This is a genomic window from Winogradskyella ursingii (genome assembly GCF_013403975.1).
Lineage (GTDB): Bacteria > Bacteroidota > Bacteroidia > Flavobacteriales > Flavobacteriaceae > Winogradskyella > Winogradskyella ursingii.
Map to the genome: position 1 here is coordinate 249,244 of NZ_JABFDH010000006.1, position 23,555 is coordinate 272,798.

Annotated in this window: 20 protein-coding genes; 15 read left to right on the forward strand and 5 right to left on the reverse strand. The window is 34.9% G+C overall.

What is annotated here, in order from left to right:
* Window positions 1–213: 213 nt before the first annotated feature.
* Window positions 214–786, forward strand: a complete 573-nt coding sequence (locus tag HM983_RS15465) for a hypothetical protein (protein WP_179346641.1) — start codon at window positions 214–216, stop codon at window positions 784–786.
* Between the two features lie 60 nt (window positions 787–846).
* Here HM983_RS15465 and HM983_RS15470 read toward each other — a convergent pair whose 3' ends face one another.
* A complete protein-coding gene (locus HM983_RS15470) occupies window positions 847–1,398 on the reverse strand; it encodes a DUF1572 family protein (protein ID WP_179346642.1) in 552 nt (183 codons plus the stop codon).
* Window positions 1,399–1,409: 11 nt separating this feature from the next.
* Complete coding sequence (gene msrB / locus HM983_RS15475) at window positions 1,410–1,895, reverse strand: peptide-methionine (R)-S-oxide reductase MsrB (protein ID WP_179346643.1); 486 nt, start codon at window positions 1,893–1,895, stop codon at window positions 1,410–1,412.
* 157 nt (window positions 1,896–2,052) lie between these two features.
* On the opposite strand from msrB, the gene HM983_RS15480 reads away from it, so the two are divergent.
* The 7 genes from HM983_RS15480 to HM983_RS15510 all read left to right on the forward strand — a co-directional run bounded on the left by HM983_RS15480 (window position 2,053) and on the right by HM983_RS15510 (window position 12,476).
* Window positions 2,053–3,456 carry a glycogen synthase gene (locus tag HM983_RS15480; RefSeq protein ID WP_179346644.1) on the forward strand — a complete coding sequence of 468 codons (1,404 nt, stop codon included), beginning with the start codon at window positions 2,053–2,055 and terminating at the stop codon, window positions 3,454–3,456.
* Window positions 3,457–3,460: 4 nt separating this feature from the next.
* Window positions 3,461–4,726: a glucose-1-phosphate adenylyltransferase gene (locus tag HM983_RS15485; protein WP_179346645.1), complete on the forward strand. Its 1,266-nt coding sequence runs from the start codon at window positions 3,461–3,463 to the stop codon at window positions 4,724–4,726.
* A 3-nt stretch (window positions 4,727–4,729) separates the two neighbouring features.
* Window positions 4,730–6,637 carry a 1,4-alpha-glucan branching protein GlgB gene (gene glgB, locus HM983_RS15490; protein WP_179346646.1) on the forward strand — a complete coding sequence of 636 codons (1,908 nt, stop codon included), beginning with the start codon at window positions 4,730–4,732 and terminating at the stop codon, window positions 6,635–6,637.
* A 155-nt stretch (window positions 6,638–6,792) separates the two neighbouring features.
* Entirely contained in the window at window positions 6,793–9,204 is a 2,412-nt protein-coding gene (locus tag HM983_RS15495; RefSeq protein WP_179346647.1) for a glycoside hydrolase family 31 protein, read from the forward strand.
* An 87-nt stretch (window positions 9,205–9,291) separates the two neighbouring features.
* Window positions 9,292–10,122 (forward strand): M48 family metallopeptidase, encoded by an 831-nt coding sequence (locus HM983_RS15500; RefSeq protein ID WP_179346648.1) that lies wholly within the window; start codon window positions 9,292–9,294, stop codon window positions 10,120–10,122.
* A 126-nt stretch (window positions 10,123–10,248) separates the two neighbouring features.
* Window positions 10,249–11,550 (forward strand): MFS transporter, encoded by a 1,302-nt coding sequence (locus HM983_RS15505; RefSeq protein ID WP_179346649.1) that lies wholly within the window; start codon window positions 10,249–10,251, stop codon window positions 11,548–11,550.
* Window positions 11,550–12,476 carry a hypothetical protein gene (locus tag HM983_RS15510; protein ID WP_179346650.1) on the forward strand — a complete coding sequence of 309 codons (927 nt, stop codon included), beginning with the start codon at window positions 11,550–11,552 and terminating at the stop codon, window positions 12,474–12,476. The genes HM983_RS15505 and HM983_RS15510 overlap by 1 nt, the downstream gene beginning before the upstream one ends.
* A 28-nt stretch (window positions 12,477–12,504) precedes the next feature.
* On the opposite strand, the gene HM983_RS15515 is transcribed toward HM983_RS15510, so the two are convergent.
* Window positions 12,505–13,164: a head GIN domain-containing protein gene (locus tag HM983_RS15515; protein ID WP_246277532.1), complete on the reverse strand. Its 660-nt coding sequence runs from the start codon at window positions 13,162–13,164 to the stop codon at window positions 12,505–12,507.
* Window positions 13,165–13,525: 361 nt separating this feature from the next.
* On the opposite strand from HM983_RS15515, the gene lon reads away from it, so the two are divergent.
* The 4 genes from lon to cmk all read left to right on the forward strand — a co-directional run bounded on the left by lon (window position 13,526) and on the right by cmk (window position 18,549).
* Window positions 13,526–15,979, forward strand: coding sequence for an endopeptidase La (lon, locus tag HM983_RS15520; RefSeq protein WP_179346652.1), 2,454 nt, complete (start codon window positions 13,526–13,528; stop codon window positions 15,977–15,979).
* The gene (locus tag HM983_RS15525; RefSeq protein WP_179346653.1) at window positions 15,963–16,727 is read left to right on the forward strand and encodes a LysM peptidoglycan-binding domain-containing protein; all 765 of its coding nucleotides are present in this window, start codon (window positions 15,963–15,965) and stop codon (window positions 16,725–16,727) included. The genes lon and HM983_RS15525 overlap by 17 nt, the downstream gene beginning before the upstream one ends.
* A gap of 72 nt (window positions 16,728–16,799) precedes the next feature.
* Window positions 16,800–17,831, forward strand: coding sequence for a type IX secretion system protein PorQ (gene porQ / locus HM983_RS15530; protein ID WP_179346654.1), 1,032 nt, complete (start codon window positions 16,800–16,802; stop codon window positions 17,829–17,831).
* Entirely contained in the window at window positions 17,815–18,549 is a 735-nt protein-coding gene (gene cmk, locus HM983_RS15535) for a (d)CMP kinase (protein WP_179346655.1), read from the forward strand. The genes porQ and cmk overlap by 17 nt, the downstream gene beginning before the upstream one ends.
* 42 nt (window positions 18,550–18,591) lie before the next feature.
* Here cmk and HM983_RS15540 read toward each other — a convergent pair whose 3' ends face one another.
* A complete protein-coding gene (locus HM983_RS15540; RefSeq protein WP_218841876.1) occupies window positions 18,592–19,197 on the reverse strand; it encodes a hypothetical protein in 606 nt (201 codons plus the stop codon).
* Between the two features lie 119 nt (window positions 19,198–19,316).
* On the reverse strand, window positions 19,317–19,694 hold the full coding sequence (locus HM983_RS15545; RefSeq protein WP_179346679.1) for a LysM peptidoglycan-binding domain-containing protein: 378 nt from the start codon (window positions 19,692–19,694) through the stop codon (window positions 19,317–19,319).
* A gap of 277 nt (window positions 19,695–19,971) precedes the next feature.
* On the opposite strand from HM983_RS15545, the gene rpsA reads away from it, so the two are divergent.
* The 3 genes from rpsA to HM983_RS15560 all read left to right on the forward strand — a co-directional run bounded on the left by rpsA (window position 19,972) and on the right by HM983_RS15560 (window position 23,555).
* Window positions 19,972–21,816, forward strand: a complete 1,845-nt coding sequence (gene rpsA / locus HM983_RS15550; RefSeq protein WP_179346657.1) for a 30S ribosomal protein S1 — start codon at window positions 19,972–19,974, stop codon at window positions 21,814–21,816.
* 184 nt (window positions 21,817–22,000) lie between these two features.
* Window positions 22,001–22,540, forward strand: a complete 540-nt coding sequence (pyrR, locus tag HM983_RS15555) for a bifunctional pyr operon transcriptional regulator/uracil phosphoribosyltransferase PyrR (RefSeq protein ID WP_179346658.1) — start codon at window positions 22,001–22,003, stop codon at window positions 22,538–22,540.
* 85 nt (window positions 22,541–22,625) lie between these two features.
* Entirely contained in the window at window positions 22,626–23,555 is a 930-nt protein-coding gene (locus HM983_RS15560) for an aspartate carbamoyltransferase catalytic subunit (RefSeq protein WP_179346659.1), read from the forward strand.

Sequence of the window (23,555 nt, forward strand, 5' to 3'; positions counted from 1 at the left end):
TTAATTGGTAAATCATTTTCTGTACAGTTGAGCTACCTTTAAGTTTTAATATTCCATTGCCTTTTTTTAATTAAGTAAATATGAGGTATACTCTAGGTTATTTGGGATAATATATAAATCTTATGCGTTAAGGATTACAAAGACAATATTTTAAATTTGACACTAAGACTAAAAATATAGTCTAAAAATTAACTAATATAAAATCTCAAAAAAATGAAAAAATTTCTAATATTATTAAGTTTAGCTGCAATAATAACAAGTTGCAAAGTAGATAAAGAAGAGAGCGGTGAGTTGCCGTCAGTGGACGTCGATGTAGATGCCGACTCAGGTGAATTACCGGAATACGATGTAGACTGGGCAGATGTCAATGTTGGTACAAGAACAAAGATGGTAGAAGTACCTAAGGTTGTTATTGTAATGGAAGAAGAGGAAGTGGAAGTTCCTTACCTAGATGTTGATATGCCTGGTGAAGACAAAATGGAGAGATCTATTGTTGTCGAAGCAGAGGTTGAAGGTAAAGAGCACGATATAGAGATTCAAGAAATTAGAGCTAGTAATAACAGACTCTATGTTATCTCTACAATTGAAGAGATGGAAACAGATTTAGATGGTAAAACAATGAGAATTCAAGATCAGGTAGAGCTTAACGCACCCGATTTGGATGTAAAACATATTATCGTTGGTAAAAAAGTTGACCGTTCTTTTAATAATAATTACACTTATGTAAACTCAATGAACGATTTAGATGAAATGGCTAAAAACGCCAAAGTTATTTACAAAAAATAACTCCAAATAGATAAATAAAAAAATAGACCAAATGATTAATTTCATTTGGTCTATTTTATTTTATAAGTCTTTTGTGAAGTGTCTTCGTCCTTTTTCTTTGCTGAATTTTTTCTCATTATAACTAGAGGATGCTCCTTTAGGGATAGAAAGCGATTGCCATTCCTTACCTTTGTGTAGTTTGCCTATATAAACAATTTGTCCTACATGATAGGCATAATGCATCATCTGTCTATTAATGGCTTTAGCTATTGTATGCCCTTGGTTTCTTATATAAACAACTCGTTCAAAATCACTTTTAGTTAACGACTTTAAAGCTACAAAGAGACAAGCCCATCCTTTGTTCCAAGTGGTTGATAATTCTTCTTTAGAGTTAAAAGTATCTATAAATTCCGTGTCACGGTTTCTCCATTCTTTTTCACCGTCCTCTGTCATAAAATTGGTCCAACGGCTTAACATATTGCCAGTCATATGTTTTACGATAATAGAAATGGAATTAGAATCCTCTTCCAACTGCTTCTGAAGCTGTTCAAATGTAAGTTGTTCAAAAGTCTTTTCGCCAAGTGTCTTATAATATTCAAACTGTTTAATAACACTTGGCAAGAAACTTTTCATGTGCAATAAAATTATTTATCTGCAGGAACAAATATCAAGGCATCTCCATTGATACAGTGGCGTTTGCCAGTTGTTTCTTTAGGCCCATCATTAAATACATGGCCTAAATGGCCGCCACATGTAGCACAATGCTCCTCGTTTCTAGTATAGCCCAATTTGTTATCTGTGCCAAAAGCTACGTTACCTTCAATAGGTCTGTCAAAACTTGGCCAACCTGTACCGGAATCAAATTTGTGTTCGCTTTTAAATAATGGTGTGTTACATCCTGCACAGTGATAAGTACCGTCTTCATATTTCTTGTTCAAAGGACTGGAAAACGGACGTTCAGTACCTTCTTCTCTTAAAATGTAGAATTGTTCATCTGTTAATTCGGCTTTCCATTCTGCTTCAGTTTTAGTAACTGGAAATTTTTCTTGGGATTTGGTTTCCTTTTTTTGAGCCGAAGAATTACAGCTTAAAAACAACCCGATAGTCAATAATAATATAGTCTTTTTCATAATATAAATTTACAAATTTTGTACGTTGGTTTAGTCGTATTAACGTTAATTTAATTACGAAATCGTTTGATTTTATTTTTTCTTTAACATTAGGACTTTAAGTAAGGCTTATGACATAAAAATTGTTAAATTTATAACTTACAAGAAAATAAGTCAAATGAGAATTTTGCATGTTAGCGCAGAGTGTTATCCGGTTGCCAAGGTTGGTGGATTGGCAGATGTCGTAGGTGCCTTGCCTAAATATCAAAATGGACTAGGAGCAAAAAGTGCCGTTATCATGCCTTTTTACAATAATTCATTTAGTAAAAAACACAACTTTAAATCTACACATGAGGGAATTCTTATATTAGGCAATCAGCGCATACCTTACCAGGTTTTGCAAACTGAGCAGGCCGTTTTAGAATTCGATATTTATTTTGTTCATATTGAGCATTTGCTTTATCAGGATTATGTGTATTCGTCCAACGACATGGATCGGTTTTTGGCATTTCAGATTGCAGTAATGAATTGGATTCTTACTCTAGATAAAAAACCAGATTACATCCATTGCCACGACCACCATACAGGTCTTATACCTTTTATGGCACAGGAAAGTTATAATTACCAAAGTTTGAATAATATTCCAATTATAACCACGATACATAATGCACAATATCAAGGCTGGTTTGGTCATGAGAACTTATATAAGATACCAGAATTTAATATAAAGCAAGTAGGACTATTGGATTGGAAAGGTATTGTGAATCCACTTGCAGCAGCCATAAAATGCGCGTGGCGCGTTACAACGGTGTCACCAAGTTATATGGAGGAATTGAAACTCCGGGCTAATGGTCTTGAAAGCTTATTGAGAGCCGAAAGTGGCAAATGTGTTGGGATATTAAACGGTATTGATTCCAAGGTTTGGAATCCTGAAACTGATGATTATCTCATAAAGAATTATAAAAAATCTACTTTACAAGCCGGGAAATTAGGAAACAAAAAGTGGTTGTGTCAACAGTTTGATTTGGACGCATCAAAACCATTGTTCGTTTTTATTGGTCGTTTAGTTGGCGAAAAAGGAGCAGAGTTGCTTCCTGCGATTTGCTATGAAGCTTTAAAGAACAGACAAATTTCCGTTTTGGTATTGGGTTCTGGAGACAAAACAACTGAGAGCCAACTTATGAGTTTAATTCCTCATTACAAAGGCAACTATAATGCATTTATCGGTTATGATGAAAGGCTTTCACATATTATGTATGCTGGTGCAGATTTTCTGTTAATGCCGTCTCGTGTTGAGCCTTGCGGACTAAACCAAATGTATTCTTTGCGCTATGGAACAGTGCCAATAGTAAGACGAATTGGTGGACTAAAAGATACGGTTATTGATATTGGTGATGGAGGTTTTGGTATTTGCCATAATCAAGTGAGCGTTAGTGATGTTGTTTATTCCATTGATAGAGCTGTTGATTTTTATAATAACACTACCGCATTTAGAAAAAATAGAAAGCGAATAATGGAAATAGACCATTCGTGGAATGTTTCTGCTCAGGCATATATCAATTTATATAAATCAATAAACTAAGACTATGATTAATGACAAGGTGTTGGCTATAATACTAGGAGGCGGACAAGGTTCAAGGCTTTATCCTCTCACAGAAAAACGTTCTAAACCGGCAGTGCCAATTGCGGGAAAGTACAGATTGGTAGATATCCCTATTTCAAATTGTATTAATTCTGATATAAAAAGAATGTTTGTGTTAACGCAATTCAATTCTGCGTCGTTAAATAAACATATCAAAAACACCTTTCATTTTAGTTTTTTTAGTTCTGCCTTCGTAGATGTATTGGCTGCGGAGCAAACCATAAAAAGTGATCAATGGTTTCAAGGTACAGCAGATGCTGTACGGCAGAGTATGCATCATTTTACGCAACACGATTTTGACTATGCATTAATACTGTCTGGGGACCAGTTATATCAAATGGATTATAACCAGATGATAAAAGCTCACATTGAGTCTGAAGCAGATATTTCAGTTGGTACCTATCCGGTAAATGCAAAGGATGGCACAGGTTTTGGAATTATGAAAACTGATAAACATAATCAGATTACTTCGTTTATTGAGAAACCAAATTCGGATGTCATTGTAGATTGGAAATCTGATGTAAGTGAAGAAATGAAACAACAAGGTCGTCATTACCTTGGTTCTACAGGGATTTATATCTTCAACAAAGATTTATTGGTGAAATTAATGGATGATGAAAGTACTGTTGATTTCGGTAAGGAAATTATACCACAATCAATTGATAAGTACAAGACCATGAGCTATCCTTTTGAAGGATATTGGACAGATATCGGAACTATAGAATCATTCTTTGAAGCTAATCTTGGGTTAACAGACAATATTCCACAATTTAATTTATATGATAATGATGCTCGTGTTTATACTCGTGCTAGGATTTTACCAACTTCAAAAATATCAGGCACACAACTAGATAAATCCGTTATTGCGGAAGGTTGTTTGATAAGTGCTGCCAAAATTCAAAACTCAGTAATAGGTATTCGTTCGCGCATCGGTAAAGATTCGGTAATTACAAACACTTATATGATGGGTAGCGATTATTATGAGTCTTTAGACGATATTGCTAACAAAAAGACCGATATATTGGCAGGTATAGGGGAACGTTGTTTTATAAAAAATTGCATTTTAGACAAACATGTGCGTATTGGTGATGATGTAAAAATTGAAGGAAAACCAGATATGGAAGATACCGAAACCGACACCTATGTGGTCAGAGATGGTATTATTGTTATTAAAAAAGGAGCAACAATAGCTAAAGGAACCGTAATATAATTAATGGCACATGTAACCTCACATAGCTTATTTACGGATTTTGATATTGGTTTATTCAAATCGGGAAAACACTATAGACTTTATCAAAAATTTGGTTCTCACTGTATCACTTTAGGTGGTATAAAAGGAACATATTTTGCAGTTTGGGCACCAAGCGCAAAGTCCGTTTCCGTAATTGGTGATTTCAACTTTTGGACTGATGGCAAACATCAACTTAATGTGCGTTGGGATGAAAGTGGTATCTGGGAAGGGTTTATACCTAATATTGGAAAAGGTACTGTTTATAAATACAAGATTGAAAGTAATCACAACGGAATTATAACCGAAAAAGCGGACCCATACGGCAGAAGATGTGAGCATCCGCCAGCCACAGCATCCATAGTCTGGAATGACAACTACAATTGGAAAGACAAAAAATGGATGAAAAAACGCAAGACTAAAAACAGTCTTGACGCTCCATATTCAGTTTACGAAGTCCATTTAGGCTCTTGGAAAAAAAAGATGGATGAAAACCGCTCGTTGTCTTATACAGAATTATCCGAAGAATTAGTGGCCTATGTAAAAGACATGAATTTTACCCATGTAGAATTAATGCCTGTTATGGAGTATCCTTATGATCCATCTTGGGGCTATCAAATAACGGGTTATTTTGCACCGACCTCTCGTTATGGATATCCTGAAGAATTTAAATTATTAGTAGACAAATTACATCAAAATGATATTGGGATAATTTTAGATTGGGTACCATCGCATTTTCCTGAAGACGGTCATGGATTAGGTTTTTTTGATGGTTCAAATTTATACGAACATCCAGATAGACGAAAAGGATATCATCAAGACTGGACAAGTTTAATCTTTAATTATGGAAGAAACGAGGTAAAGTCATTTTTAATAAGTAACGCAATATTTTGGTTAGATCAATACCATGCAGACGGCATACGTGTAGACGCGGTTGCTTCAATGTTGTTTCTGGATTACAGTAGGGATGAAGGGCAGTGGGAGCCCAATATGTTTGGCGGTCGCGAAAATTTAGAAGCTATTTCTTTTTTACGCGAAATGAACGAGGCTGTTTACAGTGCTTTTCCTGATGTTCAAACGATTGCCGAGGAATCTACGGCTTTTCCAATGGTATCTAAACCTACTTCCGTTGGCGGATTGGGTTTTGGAATGAAATGGATGATGGGCTGGATGCACGATACATTAGATTATTTTGCTAAACCACCAATTTATAGAAAGCACCATCAAAATGATTTGACTTTTAGTATGACCTATGCTTTTTCTGAAAATTTTATGCTGCCTCTTAGTCATGATGAGGTCGTTTACGGAAAACGTTCTATTCTGGGCAGGATGCCTGGTGACGAGTGGCAAAGTTTTGCGAATTTGCGTCTGCTTTATGGTTATATGTTTACGCATCCTGGAACAAAATTGCTATTTCAAGGCTTAGAATTTGGCCAGAGTAACGAATGGAATTTTAAAGAAAGTCTAGATTGGTATTTGTTAAAGGATAATACTCATAAGGGAATTCAGTCTTTAATTAGGGATTTGAACATTCTCTACAAAAAGGAAGCTGCTTTACATGAGAAACAATTTTTAAATGAAGGGTTTGAGTGGATTGATTTTAGCGATGCAGAAAATTCTGTTTTAGTATACATCAGAAAAAGTGATGAGGCTAATAAAGATCTGATTATAGCAGCCAATATGACTCCTGTGCCAAGAGAAAAGTATCAAATTGGGGTTCCAATAAAAGGTAAATTAAAAGAAATATTTAATTCTGATTTGAAGAAATACAATGGAACTGGAGCCTATAAAAACAGACAAAAAACAACCAGAAAGAAGCCGTATCATTATAGAGATAATTCTATTGAAATAAATATTCCTCCATTGGGAATGGTGGTATTGAAATATGTATAATATCTCCTCAATTTGAATTAAAACGATGGATCATTTATGAATTTTATATGCCGAAAACGATATAGTTAACAATTCATAATAAATACTCGATCAAAGGCTTTTGTCGACATTAATTTTTCCGTTTTTTTACACTTTCTTTACTCTAAAATCAAGCTATGATTGTAAATACAGATTTAGAACAAAAAGGAAATTTGTTTCCTTCAAAAATAATAGACTTCCATAAAGATGTAGATACCTTGTATTTTTCTACGGATAATAATGTTATTCTACAGTTAACTGTTGTTAGAGATAGCGTTCTGCGCTTCAGGTATACTACAGTTGGTGCTTTTGACAATGATTTTTCTTATGCCATCACTAAATATGCCAATATTGGTTATAACAAACTGGATATTAAGGATACTAAGGATAATTACATTGTCACAACATCTAAATTACGTTGTGAAATTTCAAAGGAAAGTCTTCGTGTTTCTATCTATGATGCAAAGGACGATGTACTTATCAACCAAGATGAAATTGGCTTTCATTGGGAAGAAAGCTATGAGCATGGTGGAAACATCGTGAAAATGAGTAAAGTTTCCAACGACGGGGAGTGCTATTATGGTTTGGGTGATAAGCCCAATCATTTGAGCCTTAAGGGTAGACGCTATACCAATTGGGCAACTGATTCTTATGCATACGGTAAAGACACAGATCCAATTTATAAGGCTATTCCTTTTTATACAGGTTTGCATAGAGGTAAAGCTTACGGTATTTTCTTTGATAATACATTTCAATCGTCTTTTGATTTTTCGCAAGAAAGACGAAACGTTACCAGTTTTTGGGCACAAGGTGGTGAAATGAATTATTACTTTTTTTACGGCCCTAAAATGAATGATGTAGTAGAAAGTTATACAGATTTAACAGGAAAGCCTCACCAATTACCACCAATGTGGGCGTTAGGCTTTCATCAATGTAAATGGAGTTATTATCCAGAGAGTAAAGTCAAGGAAATTACATCAACCTTTAGAAAACTGAAGATTCCATGTGATGCTATCTATTTGGATATAGATTACATGGACGGTTTCCGTTGCTTTACATGGAATAAAGACTATTTTCCAGACCCTAAACGTATGGTAAAGGAATTAGCAGACGATGGCTTTAAAACTGTTGCAATTATAGATCCAGGTATTAAAATAGATATGGAATATTCTGTGTTTAGAGAAGCCATGGAAAACGATTATTTCTGTAAACGTGCAGATGGTCCATACATGAAAGGTAAAGTTTGGCCAGGGGAGTGTTATTTTCCGGATTTTACAAAACCTGAAGTCCGCGAGTGGTGGTCAGGATTATTCAAAGAATTAATTGAGGATATTGGCATCAAAGGCGTTTGGAACGACATGAACGAACCTGCCGTTATGGAAGTGCCAAATAAAACCTTCCCAGATGACGTAAGACATGATTATGATGGCAATCCTTGCAGTCATAGAAAAGCCCATAATATTTATGGAATGCAGATGGCACGCGCGACTTATCAAGGTTTAAAGAAATATTCATATCCAAAACGCCCTTTCGTTATTACCCGATCGGCATATTCTGGTACACAGCGTTATACATCGACTTGGACAGGAGATAATGTTGCTAATTGGGAGCATTTATGGATTGCTAATGTACAGGTGCAGCGTATGGCCATGTCCGGTTTTTCTTTTACCGGAAGTGACATTGGAGGGTTTGCTGAGCAACCACAAGGAGAGTTGTTCACACGGTGGATTCAACTTGGGATTTTTCACCCATTCTTTAGAGTACATTCTTCTGGAGATCATGGTGATCAAGAGCCGTGGGCTTTTGATGAAGACGTGACTGATATCGTTAGAAAATTTATTGAAATCAGATACCAATTATTACCCTATCTCTATACGGCTTTTTGGAATTACGTTGATCATGGTACACCTCTTTTAAAATCTTTGGTTATGTACGATCAGGAAGACGTACAGACTCATTATAGAATTGACGAGTTTATCTTTGGAGAACAGATTTTGGCCTGTCCTATTTTAGAACCGAATTCCAAAGGAAGACGAATGTACGTGCCAAAAGGAAAGTGGTACAATTTCTGGACAGATGAAGTTGTAAATGGTGGAAAGGAAATGTGGGTTGATGCCGATATCGATAGCATGCCTATTTTCGTTAAAGAAGGTGCTATTATACCAAAATTTCCGATTCAGCAGTACGTTGGTGAAAAAGAAATTAATGAAATCACGCTTGATGTATACTACAAAAAAGGTAAAGAGGAAAGTGAGTTCTATAGTGACGCCAATGATGGTTATGATTACACTAAAGGACGTTATAGTCTTAGGAATTTTAGTTTAACAGGTCGTTCTAATGATTTAATCATCAACCAATATAAAGAAGGTAAATACATAACTCAATACGATACATTTAAGATTCAAATTCATGGATTGCCTTTTGACATCAAAGAAATTGAATTAGATAATGAAATTATTTCACTTCAGGATTTGAAGATTAATGGAATTCATTCGTTTGTGGTTGACAAGAATTTTTCTGAATTACATATCATAGGAGATAACGAATAGTAATTGTTTGTGTCAACATACTTTGCTTATGTGCTATTTGTTTAGGTTTGATTTTCGTAATTTTATATGTATAAAAATAATTCAACTATGAACATAAAAAAAACAATTTCCTTAATAGCGGTCGTGGCTTTTGTGCTGTCTTGCGCAACAAATCCGTTTACAGGAAAGAAGACGTTGGCATTTGTAAGTAACGATCAATTATTTCCTTCTGCCTTTGCACAATATAATCAAGTACTTTCAGAAAATAAAGTAATTACGGGAACACAAGATTCCGAAATGATTAAACGAGTTGGTCAGCGTATAGCTGTGGCTTCTGAGCGTTATCTTAACGCTAATGGTTTCCAGGGCTATTTAGACGATTATAAGTGGGAGTATAAATTGATTGAATCAGAGCAAGTGAATGCGTGGTGTATGCCAGGCGGAAAGATTGCTTTTTACACCGGAATTTTACCAATAGCAAAAAATGAAACGGGAATTGCCGCAATCATGGGTCATGAGGTAGCACATGCTTTAGCAAATCATGGTCAGCAACGTATGAGCTCTGGTATTTTGCAACAAGCAGGAGGTATAGCTGTGGCAGTGGCTACAGGCAACGAGAGTGCCGAAAAACAACAAATGTGGATGCAAGCCTACGGATTAGGTAGTAACTTGGGCTTTGCACTTCCATTTAGTAGAAGTCATGAGACTGAAGCCGATAAAATAGGTATTTACTTAATGGCTATAGCAGGATATAACCCTGAGGAAGCACCAGAATTATGGAAACGTATGAAAGCCAATAGTGGCGGACAAGCACCACCAGAATTCTTAAGTACGCATCCACATCCAGACACACGTATTGATAATTTAAATTCATTAGTGCCTAAAGCGAAAGCTGAGGCGAGGAAATATGGTGTTACATCATATAGACCTATAAATTAATATAGGGTTAATAATATTTGATTACTTTAGAAGCTGCTCAATATGGGCAGCTTTTTTAGTAAAAATTGTTATTTGAGCAAATCTCGTTTAAAAGCGACAGCTCAACTTAATATATATTTAAAGCACATGAGCGAAATTAAAAAAGGAAGCAAAAAACTACTCAACGCCTGGGCATTTTATGATTGGGCGAATTCAGTTTATACCTTAACAATTGCTTCTTCAATCTTTCCTATATTTTATTCAGCATTATTTCTAAGTGAGATAAAAAAAGTTACTGCTTTTGGTTACGAATTTAAAAGTACGGCATTAATCACATTTGTTACGGCATTTACATTTTTAGTTGTAGCTGTTTTGTCGCCAATTCTCTCAGGTATAGCTGATTATGTTGGTAATAAAAAAACCTTTATGAAGTTTTTCTGTTATGTGGGATCTGCAGGTTGTATTGGTTTGTATTGGTTTAGTTTGGAGAGAATTCACTTGAGCCTATTATTTTATTTTATGGGATTAATCGGTTATTGGGGCAGTTTGGTATTTTACAATTCTTATTTACCAGATATAGCTTTTGAGGAGCAACAAGACAAAGTAAGTGCTAAGGGATTTAGCCTAGGTTATGTTGGAAGCGTGCTTTTGTTGATTGCAAATTTAGCTATGGTAATGAGCCAGGAAAACGGTGTTGATAAACTCCAGATGATGCGTTATTCCTTTATAACTGTCGGAATTTGGTGGGCACTTTTTAGCCAGTATACGTTTTATGTTCTACCAAAAGGTGTCTCCAAAGGTCATAGGGTCACAAGGTCTATACTGTTCAATGGATTCAGAGAGTTAAAGGGCGTTTGGAAACAACTAAAGCAAGATTTAAGACTAAAACGCTATCTCTATGCTTTTTTTGTTTTTAGCATGGCAGTGCAAACTATAATGTTAGTGGCTGTTTACTTCGGTGAAGAGGAAATTGCTTGGGGAAATGATGAAGCCAAGACTACAGGTTTAATTGTTAGCATTTTGGTCATTCAGATTTTAGCAGTTTTTGGAGCTTTTCTTACCTCCAGAGCTTCAGCAAAATTTGGAAATATTTCTACACTCATTGTTATCAATTTTATTTGGATGAGTCTCTGTTTTTATGGCTTTTTTATTGAAACGCCAACCCAGTTTTATATTACAGCTTCTTTAGTTGGCTTTGTAATGGGAGGTATTCAATCCCTAGCTAGATCAACATATTCTAAGTTTTTACCTGAAACCACAGATACCACTTCATATTTTAGTTTTTATGATGTGGCAGAAAAGATAGGGATTGTAATAGGTATGCTTATATATGGTTTTATAGATCAGATTACAGGTAGTATGCGTAATTCTATTCTGTTCTTATTTGTTTTTTTTCTTATTGGTATAGTTCTGCTCTTTAGAGTACCAAGGTTAAAAACTGAATTATAATGTGTGATTTTATAGACAGAATAAAAAAAATATCGTTTTGTTTTATTATTCTATTTCTATTAAATGGATGTCAAGATGAACCATTTGAATGGGATGCTTGTCAAATTGCGGTTATAAAAACTAATGAGGCCGCATCTAACTTAACAAATGCTTCCGATGAGAATTATACAGCCTACTGTCTCATATACCGTGATGCATTGTTAAAACAGATAGAAGTTTGTGGTGATCCTTTAGGTGAATTGCAACGCATTTTAGATGATCTTGGGGATTGCAGCGTGGATTATGATAGATTATGTGCTGAAGCTATCGCTGCCACCGAGATAGCCGAAGCCAATTTTAATAATGCTTCCGATCTCGATTATAAAAACCTATGTGAAAATTATAGAGCGGCGATCCTATATCAAATCGAGGTTTGTGGGGAAGATGAGAATCTGCTAGGAATAATTGAAAACCTAGGAAATTGTGAATTGCAAGTTGTACCTATTATTGGTATTTGGAAATTGCAATTTTGGCTTTCTGGTAATCCTTTGGATATAAATAACGACGGAATCGCAACTACTTCAATTCTATCGGAATTTGACTGCTATCAGAATGAACTCATTACATTTTTGGCCGACGGCACAGGTTCATTTTCTTACAACTCATACGCTACCATAACTTATACTCCAAATTTTGAAACAAGTGTTATTGATCAAGTAGACTATTTCGTAACATGTACCGATTTTGAGGATACTGTTAATTTTACATGGACACAAAGTGGTAACAATTTTATCCTAACACTTTTGGAAACTGAAGAAGTTATTTATTACTTAAGAGACTCTGATTTTCTTACTACGAATGTAACAAATGGATTTACGGCTACAAATACAAATGATAGTAGCCAAACTATTACTGAGGATATAAAATTCATATTCTCAAAACAATAGAAAAGTCTTTTAAAATAAACTACACTAATTAGCCTTTGATGTTTCCAGAACCTGTAACCTTGGTGTCTGTGGATTGAGGGTTTCCTTTATACGTTATATTGCCAGAACCTGTAACGCGTGCTTTAAGTTGTCCGATACATGTAACATTTATGTTTCCTGATCCAGAAATCGAAGCGTCTACATCAGAGGTTTTTAATCCATTACCATTAAAATTTCCAGAACCCGTTACTTTTGTATGGAGCTGATTGGTTGCCCCATTTAATTCTATATTTCCCGAGCCAGCGATACTACTGTCAATTGTACTTGATTCTATATTGAGTTCAATGTCTCCAGAACCCGATAATGAAATCTTAAAATCATTGGAGGTTATAATTTCCTTACTGGTAATATCACCAGAACCCGCAAGTGTAATCGAGTTGATGGTCTCGTAGGGTACGGTAACAAAAATTTTATCAGTTGGTCCCAAATTGTAGCCGTCTTCGGTTTTAACTACAAGAATGTTGTTTTGTACTTCAGTTATTAAATATTCCATTAAATTAGAATCTCCTTTAATAGTAATTTCACCTTCGGAACCTGAAACTAATTTGATGTGCATTGGACCAGATGCCCGCAATCCCTGATAATCTTCAGTGATTTTAATCATTGTTGTAATGTTTCCGTCACCTTTAACTTTTTTCCATTTACTCATTTGGGCACAGGATATTGTAGCTGAAAAAAGAAAAATTGAAAGCAAAATTGATATAACTTGTCTCATTGTATTTTTGATTAATTAGTATTTAAATATAATAAATAACAATGTATTTACATTTCTAATTTATCGAAAGCTAATAACTTTTTTAACGTGAATGTTAAAATTATGAGATGTAACACTTTTAAAATAAAAAGTATTAATTTTTATTAAAGTAATGGCACAACAATTGAATTTATAGAAATATAAAAAACACTAAATATTATGTAATCGTTTGATATTCAGTATTTAGTTGCAATTTAAAACATTTAATAAAATGCCAGAATGTAGTTAATAATGACAGAATGGCTCAAAATAATATATGGGAAAAAGAAATTTTATAAGTCTTGACAGTTTGTCATTTCAGGAGTTTGATGAAAATTCAGAATTAATTCCTTTAATGACACCAGAAGATGAAGAACAGATTAATAACGAATCTTTACCAGAATCCTTACCGATTTTGCCTTTAAGGAATACCGTTCTATTTCCTGGCGTTGTAATACCGATTACCGCTGGGCGAGATGCATCAATTAAATTAATAAATGATGCCAATAAAGGCGGTAAAGTTGTGGGAGTGGTTTCACAAAAGGATGAATCTGTTGAAAATCCAACAGAAAAAGATATCTACAAAACCGGTACAGTAGCAAGAATCTTGAAAGTACTTAAAATGCCAGATGGTAACACAACAGTTATTATCCAAGGTAAAAAACGTTTTGAGATTACTGAAATTGTTTCAGAAGAACCATACTTAACTGCAAAAATCGCGGATATTCCTGAAGCTAAACCTGCTCCAGACAATGAGGAATTCCGAGCAATAATCGATTCAATTAAAGACCTTTCGTTAGATATTATAAAGGAAAGTCCAAACATCCCAACAGAGGCTTCCTTTGCGATTAAGAATATTGAAAGTAATTCGTTTTTAGTCAATTTTGTATCCTCCAATATGAATCTTAAAGTGGAGGAGAAGCAAGAATTATTAAATATTAATGACCTTAAGGAACGTGCGCTTCAAACCTTAAAATACATGAATCTCGAATATCAAAAGCTAGAGCTTAAAAACGATATTCAGTCTAAGGTTCAGAGTGACATGAACCAGCAGCAGCGTGAGTATTTCTTGCACCAACAGATGAAAACCATACAAGAAGAACTTGGTGGAGGTGTGTCTTCTGGAGAGGAAATTGAGGACATGAAAACTCGAGCCAAGAAGAAAAAATGGGATAAAAAAATAAAGAAGCATTTTGACAAGGAATTGGCTAAGATGCAGCGCATGAATCCGCAAGTAGCAGAATATTCCATTCAACGTAATTACTTAGATCTTTTTTTGGATTTACCTTGGAATGAATTCAGTAAGGATAAGTTTGATTTAAAGCGTGCAATGAAGATTTTGGATCGTGACCACTTTGGTCTCGATGACGTTAAAAAGCGAATCATAGAATATTTAGCCGTGCTAAAACTTCGTAATGATATGAAGTCTCCAATACTTTGTCTTTATGGACCTCCAGGTGTTGGTAAAACTTCTTTAGGAAAATCTATTGCAGAAGCGTTGGGTAGAGAATACGTGCGTATTTCATTAGGTGGATTACGTGATGAAGCGGAAATCAGAGGACATAGAAAAACCTATATCGGTGCAATGCCAGGTAGGATCATTCAAAGTTTAAAAAAGGCAGGAACATCTAATCCTGTATTTGTTTTGGATGAAATTGATAAACTTTCTACTGGTAATCAAGGTGATCCTTCTTCTGCTATGTTAGAAGTATTGGATCCAGAGCAAAATAATGAGTTTTACGATAACTTTTTGGAAATGGGTTATGACCTTTCTAAGGTCATGTTTATTGCAACTTCTAACAGTTTAAATACCATACAGCCTGCACTGCGTGACCGTATGGAAATCATAAATGTAACTGGTTATACGATTGAAGAAAAGGTTGAAATTGCCAAGCGCCATTTATTGCCGAAACAATTAAAAGAACATGGGCTTGATAATACATCGTTAAAAATTGCAAAACCACAATTAGAGAAAATTGTAGAAGGTTACACACGCGAATCTGGAGTAAGAGGTTTGGAAAAACAAATTGCAAAAATGGTGCGATATGCTGCCAAAAATATTGCGATGGATGAAGAATACAATATCAAGATATCAAACGATGATGTTGTTGAAGTCTTGGGGAGTCCAAAATTAGAGCGTGATAAATACGAAAATAACGATGTTGCTGGTGTGGTGACTGGATTGGCTTGGACAAAAGTAGGTGGTGATATTCTTTTCATTGAGTCCATATTATCGAAAGGAAAAGGGAATCTTACCATCACTGGCAATTTGGGTAAGGTGATGAAGGAATCTGCGACCATTGCGATGGAATATATCAAATCTAATGCAGATGAATTTGGTATAAATCCAGAGGTATTAGAAAAATACAATGTACACATCCATGTACCAGAAGGTGCCACACCAAAGGATGGCCCAAGTGCAGGTGTGACGATGTTAACTTCTTTAGTATCTTTGTTTACACAGCGTAAAGTGAAAAAGAGTATCGCTATGACAGGTGAAATTACCTTGCGTGGTAAAGTATTACCTGTGGGCGGAATTAAAGAAAAAATATTAGCGGCAAAGCGTGCGCGAATTAAGGAAATACTACTTTGCGAAGAAAATAAAAGGGATATTGACGAAATTAAACCAGAATATTTAAAGGGTTTAACCTTCCATTACGTAAAGGATATGAGTGATGTGTTAAAGATTGCCATTACAAAACAAAAAGTAAAAAATGCTAAAAATCTATAGAATATCAGTTGTTGTTTTGTGTCTGTTCGCTTACAGCGCTATGGCACAAAACAATGCTAATTACAAAGATGTTCTATTGGACGGCAAACCTGCCAGGCTTAATTTGGTTACTGGAGAGATTGTTCTAAAAGATGTTAAAGACGCGGGCATTTCCGATACTTTAAGAGTTTTACGTCCTGAAATTAAGGATGGTCAAAGTGTTCTAAACGCCTTAAATACAAATGCTTTGGTTAGTGAAAACCAAAAATTTCATATCGTCAAGGAAGGGGAAAGGCTGTCTGATATTTCTCAGCGTTACAACATTTCATTAAACAGGTTGAGAGCATTAAATTCTTTGGAAACCACATTAATTGAAGAAAATCAAGTACTGCGCATTAGCGATTTTAGCGATGATAATTTGATAGAAAAAAATGAATCAAGTTCGGTTCAGCAAAAAGGCAATTTAACATATCATACAATTTCAAAAGGCGAAACACTTTATAGTTTGTCTAAGCGTTTTGGGATTGAGGTTGAAGATTTAAAACGAATTAACAATCTAAATTCAAATATCATAAAAGTCGGTCAAAAATTATCAATTGATAAAAATGCTATAAAAACTTTTAAAAGCCCATCAGTCTGGACGGTTTCCAGAGGTGATACACTATTTAGTATTGCTAGAAGAAATAACACTAAAATAGCCGATTTAAAAAGACTGAATAATCTTACCAGCGACCTGATAAAAGAGGGGCAGATACTAAAGTTAAAATAGAAACTTTCCACCATCAAAAATAAAGATCTTACAGCATCGTTATAAGATAGATTTAGTTACTTTGCAAAATCTATGATAAAGAGGATTACCAACTTATTTGTTCTATTGTTGGCATTGCCATTGTTTGCACAACTAGGTGGCGAATCTACTTATCAATTCCTCAATTTGGTTTCGTCACCTAGACAAGCCGCTTTAGGAGGTAAAATCATCACAAATTTTGATCACGATGTTACTGATGCTTTATACAATCCTGCTTCCATCAATTACCAAATGCACAATCAATTAGCTGTAAACTATTCTAGTTATTTAGGTGGTATAAGTTATGGTACAGCAGCTTATGCTTATACTTGGGATAGGCATTTGCAGACTTTTCATTTTGGTGTTACTTACATTAATTATGGATCTTTTGATGGTTATGACCTTCAGGGAAATTCTACTGGTACATTCACAGGAAACGAAGCTGCAGTTTCTGCTGGTTATAATTACAATATTCCTTTTTCAGATTTCTATGTAGGTGCCAATTTAAAAATTATCACCTCCCTTTTAGAACAATACAATTCTGTTGGTGGCGCATTGGATTTCGGAATTATGTATATTAACGAAGATATTGATTTTAACGCAGCTGTTACGGTTAGAAATTTAGGTACACAATTCAGTACATACGCTGGCCAGAACGAAACGTTACCTTTCGAAGTAAATTTTGGAATGTCACAAACTTTAGAAAATATTAATTTACGTTGGCATTTAACGTTAGATAATTTGCAGCAATGGCCAATTGGCGTTTCTAATCCTGCTCGAGCCACTACGGATCTAGACGGCAACCAGACCGAAGAAAAGGTAAGTTTTTTTAATCAAGCTCTGCGTCATTTAATTTTAGGTGCAGAACTTTGGCCAGACCGTGGATTTAATCTTAGAGTTGGTTATAATTTTAGGCGAGCGGAGGAATTGCGTATTGTCGATCAAAGGAATTTTTCAGGTCTTTCGGTGGGTGTTGGGATTAAAATGAATAAATTGCGCTTTAGCTATACGCATGCCAGATATACCAGTGCGTCTAACACGAGTTTTCTGGGGCTTCAAATAGATTTAGATGGTAGAAGGAGATAATAACAAAAAAGTACCGGACAATAAAATAACCATTGCTATAGACGGGTTTTCGTCAACGGGGAAAAGTACCATAGCAAAGCAATTGGCAAAAGCATTAAATTATATTTATGTAGATACGGGTGCCATGTACAGAGCTGTTACATATTTTGCGTTAAAACAAAATTATATTGGCGCGGAATTTTTTAAGATTGAAAAACTAATTGAAAATTTAGATCAAATTCAAATCACCTTCAAATTCAATAATAATCTTGGTTTTGCCGAAGTTTACTTAAATGGTGAAAATATAGAGTCTGATATAAGAACTTTAGAAGTATCTAAGTACGTCAGTCCTGTTGCAGCAATTTCTGAAGTGAGATCCAAATTAGTAGAACAGCAGAAACTCATGGGTAAGGACAAAGGAATTGTAATGGATGGAAGGGATATTGGTACTGTTGTCTTTCCTGATGCTGACCTAAAAATTTTCATGACTGCGTCTGCAGAGACTAGAGCAATGCGTCGTTACAAAGAATTGTTGGAGCGAGGTCATAATTTAAATTATAACGATGTACTGGAAAATGTAACCACGAGAGACCGTATAGATTCAACAAGAAAGGATTCGCCTTTGATGAAAGCTGAAGACGCGATTGAAATCGACAATTCTGATTTGACAATAGCTGAACAGTTGACAACGCTTTTAAAACTTTCTAAAGAAGTAATCGAAAAAGCAACTACAGATTAATTATAATAATTGCTGCAGTTGCTTCGTTATTTATTTTAGACCTTATTGACGTTCTGCAGTGCCATCTTCGTCTCTTAGTAATCTTCCTTGGCCATTCTCTAAAAGTCCTTCAATACTATTATTATCAAGCATAATTAATGCTTCTTGTGCGTTGGTTATGCCGTTTTCAGTCACATCTCCTGAAAATGCGTATAACAAAGTTGCGACGCCACCCTGTACCGTTACACCTAACTTGGCATAAGCCGAAAAACTATTGCCATTCCCTGAATAAAAAGTGTTAGTGACAGCTTCAGATTGAGAAGCGGTGCCTTGAGCAGTTCTTAATGTGAATTGTCTTTCATCCGGAATTAAATTAGAAAATTCTGCTTCAAAATTTAAAAATTGCGTCCCAATAGCAAAGTCTTCAGGAACGTTTGTTGCTAATAAAACAATAGGTTCATAAAGAAATTTCCCTTCGATATTTGGTGAGTCTTCCCCATCGTTAAAGTTAAAACCTAATTCTTCTAGCGTTGCAATTAAATCTGCTGTAACAAAGTTCTCTACCTGTTGTCTAATATCTTCTTCGTCAGAAGAATTGTCATCGTCTTTGCTACAGGAAAAAGATAAAACTAAAAGTAAAAAGAATCCTAAAAATTTAATTGATTTCATAACGTGTGTTTTATTGGTTTGTATAAGCACATCGAATTCAATTAAAATTGTCATCATAAAAAAAGTGGTAAACGGAAACGTTTACCACTTTTCTTAAAATTTAATTATTTTATCAATGATTAATCATTCGGTATAATCAATTCTTGTCCTGGATGAATTAAATCAGGATTCTTAAGAATATCTGTATTTGCTTGATATATTTTCTGATATTTTGAAGGTTCTCCATAGTATTGCTTAGCAATTTTACCAAGAGTCTCACCAGACTTTACAGTGTGTCTTGCATATACGGAAGAATCTGCAACTTTAATATCTGCCATGATATCAGATGGATTTTCACCACCGATTCTTTTAATTTCGTCCCATAACAAATCCTTTTCGTATTGTGTGCTCGCTGTACCCCAAACTTTAAGTTTTCCGTCTTCTACCTTAACGTCACCGTCTTTCATATTCAACTTCTGTCCTAAATCAAGAACATCTTGATATTTAGCTTTAACCATCATTTCAATTTTTAAGTGTTAGTAATATCGTAAATATATTAATTAATACCCAATATGTTAAAATTTGAATTGATTTTTACAACAATTTAACCAAATGATTCACAGTGATTTGTTTCAAATATTTATTTGGTAAAATTCTAATAATATTGTACTTTTGCACACCTTTTTGGCGGTTAAAGAAAATCGAAGAGGAAACGAAAAAAACAAAAAAACCTTCTACAGCTTGCTCCGCATCATTTTCTGATAAGTTAGTAGAATACAAATTTTAATTCAGCACATGTCTGAAAAAGAAACAAAACAAGCCGAAGTTGAAGCAACTGAAGCAAATGAAACAGCTACGGCTGTTGCACCTCATGTAAGTGAAGCGCAAAAAAATCCAGAAAAATTCTTAGAGGAGTTCGATTGGCACAATTACGAAGAAGGAATTGAGCAAGTTGAAGACAAAAAACTTGAGGAATTTGAAAAATTAGTATCTGAGAATTTCGTCGACACTTTGGACGATGAAGTAGTAGAAGGTGAAGTAATTCATATTTCTGATAGAGATGCTATTATTGACATTAATGCAAAGTCTGAAGGGGTAATCTCTCTTAACGAGTTCCGTTACAACCCAGATCTTAAAGTTGGTGACAAAGTAGAAGTATTAATTGATGTACGTGAAGATGCGACAGGTCAATTGGTATTGTCTCACAGAAAAGCTAGAGTAATCAAAGCTTGGGATCGTGTAAACAATGCACATGATACTGGAGAAATCGTAAATGGTTTTGTAAAATGCAGAACTAAAGGTGGTATGATTGTAGATGTATTTGGTATAGAGGCTTTCTTACCAGGTTCTCAAATCGATGTGAAGCCTATTAGAGATTACGATCAGTACGTAAATAAAACTATGGAATTTAAAGTTGTGAAAATCAACCACGAATTCAAAAACATAGTTGTTTCTCATAAAGCTTTAATTGAAGCTGATATTGAAGAGCAAAAGAAAGAAATCATTGGCCAGTTAGAAAAAGGACAGGTATTAGAAGGTATTGTGAAGAACATTACTTCTTATGGTGTGTTTATCGATTTAGGTGGTGTAGATGGTTTAGTTCACATTACAGATTTATCTTGGTCTCGTATCAACCATCCTAATGAGATCGTTGAGTTAGATCAGAAGTTAAATGTTGTAATCCTTGATTTTGATGAGAACAAATCGAGAATCCAATTAGGTCTTAAGCAATTGTCTAAGCATCCTTGGGAAGCTTTAGGCGAAGACTTAAAAGTGGGTGATAAAGTAAAAGGTAAAGTTGTTGTCATTGCTGATTACGGTGCGTTTGTAGAAGTAGAAGAAGGTGTAGAAGGATTGGTTCACGTTAGTGAAATGTCTTGGTCAACGCATTTACGTTCTGCACAAGATTTTGTATCTGTAGGAGACGAAATTGAGGCACAGGTATTGACTTTGGATAGAGAAGATCGTAAAATGTCTCTTGGTATTAAGCAATTAACGCCAGATCCATGGACTGATATTACATCTAAATATCCTGTAGGTTCTAAGCACACAGGTATTGTGCGTAACTTCACAAACTTTGGTGTATTTGTTGAATTAGAAGAAGGTATCGACGGATTAATTTATATCTCTGATTTATCTTGGACTAAGAAAATCAAGCATCCATCAGAATTCTGTAATGTTGGTGACAAGCTAGATGTTGTAGTTTTAGAATTGGATGTTGAAGGACGTAAATTATCTTTAGGTCACAAACAAACTGAGGAAAACCCTTGGGACAAGTACGAAACTGAATTTGCTTTAGGAACTACTCATACAGCTGCCATTACCGAAATGGTAGACAAAGGAGCAACAATCGATTTCAATGAAGATATTACGGCATTTGTACCGCAACGTCATCTTGAAAAAGAAGATGGTTCTAAACTTGAAAAAGGTGAAGAAGCAGAATTTAAGATCATTGAATTTAATAAAGAATTCAAGCGTGTTGTAGCATCGCATACAGCAGTATTTAGAGAAGAAGAAGCAAAAATCGTTAAGCAAGCTGTGAAAAAACAGGAAGCTCAAGCGGCAGAAGCTAAGCCAACTTTAGGTGATGCAAATGATGCTTTACAAGCACTTAAAGATAAAATGGACGGGAAGAAATAGTAAATTTCTGATAGGGTCATCCCGATAGTTGTTGGGAAGATTTCTCATCCTATTATATTTAAAGCCTCTCGAGATTCGAGAGGCTTTTTTATTGCTTATTGTCTCGTACCACCTTAGCGAGAAAAAACATTGCAATCCACATTTTTTCATTTAACTTTGTAAACCAAATAAGTTTGGAAGCATAATGAGTCAAAAAGTACTACTTAACTCTAAGGAAGTCAACATCACGCTACACCGATTGGCTTGCCAACTTATTGAAAATCACGATGACTTTTCCGAAACTGTATTAGTTGGCATTCAACCAAGAGGCAAGTTTTTAGCCGACCGTTTATCGCAAATGCTATCCGAAGAATATAAAATTAAAAATATCCAACTCGGTCATTTGGATATTACTTTTTTCAGGGATGATTTTAGACGAGGAGACAAACCTCTGGAAGCCAATACCACAATAATAAACTTCATTGTTGAAGATAAAAATGTCGTATTCATTGACGATGTTTTATATACAGGTCGAAGTATACGATCGGCACTAACCGCAATTCAATCATTTGGAAGGCCAAAAAATGTAGAATTGTTAACATTGATAGACCGTCGTTTTAGTAGACATCTACCCATACAACCTAATTATAGAGGGAGGCAGGTGGATGCAATAGACGAACAAAAAGTAAAAGTCAACTGGGTAGAGAATGAAGGTGAAGATGCAGTTTATCTAGTGGATAGATAAATCAAGCTAGAATTGTAAATTGAAAATTCTAGTTGAAAGGTGAAACGCTAAAGGCCATGAGCTAATAGTTAAAAGCTAAAGAAGAATGAACGAACTGAGTGTAAATCACTTACTTGGAATTAAATATCTAAATAAAAAGGATATAGATCTTATTTTTGAAACTGCAGATCAGTTTAAAGAGGTCATTAACAGACCAATCAAAAAAGTGCCTTCTCTTAGAGATATTACCATCGCCAACCTTTTTTTTGAAAACTCTACTCGTACTAAACTTTCATTTGAGCTTGCTGAAAAACGACTCTCTGCAGACGTAATCAACTTTTCAGCATCTCAATCTTCAGTAAAAAAAGGAGAAACACTTATCGATACCGTAAATAATATCTTGTCTATGAAAGTGGATATGGTAATAATGCGCCATCCCAACCCTGGTGCAGGTGTATTTTTGTCTAAACATGTAAATGCAAGTATTATAAACGCTGGTGATGGTGCACACGAGCATCCTACACAAGCTTTATTGGATTCTTATTCTATTAGAGAAAAATTAAAAACAGTAAAAGGCAAAAATGTGGTGATTGTTGGAGATATTCTTCATAGTCGTGTGGCACTTTCAAATATTTACGCATTACAATTACAAGGTGCAAATGTGATGGTTTGTGGCCCTAAAACTCTGCTTCCAAAATACATTAAAGATTTAGGAGTAAAAGTTGAAACTAATTTAAGAAAGGCATTAGAATGGTGTGATGTAGCAAATATGCTTCGGGTTCAAAACGAACGAATGGATATTAGCTATTTTCCTTCCACTCGAGAATATACTCAGCAATTCGGAATTAATAAAGAACTGTTGGACAGTCTCAATAAAGAGATTGTAATCATGCATCCAGGACCAATCAATAGAGGAGTGGAAATCACTAGTGATGTAGCAGACTCCAAACAATCTATTATTCTCAATCAGGTTGAAAATGGTGTAGCAGTTCGCATGGCAGTCATATATTTGTTAGCGTCTAAAATAAAACAGTAA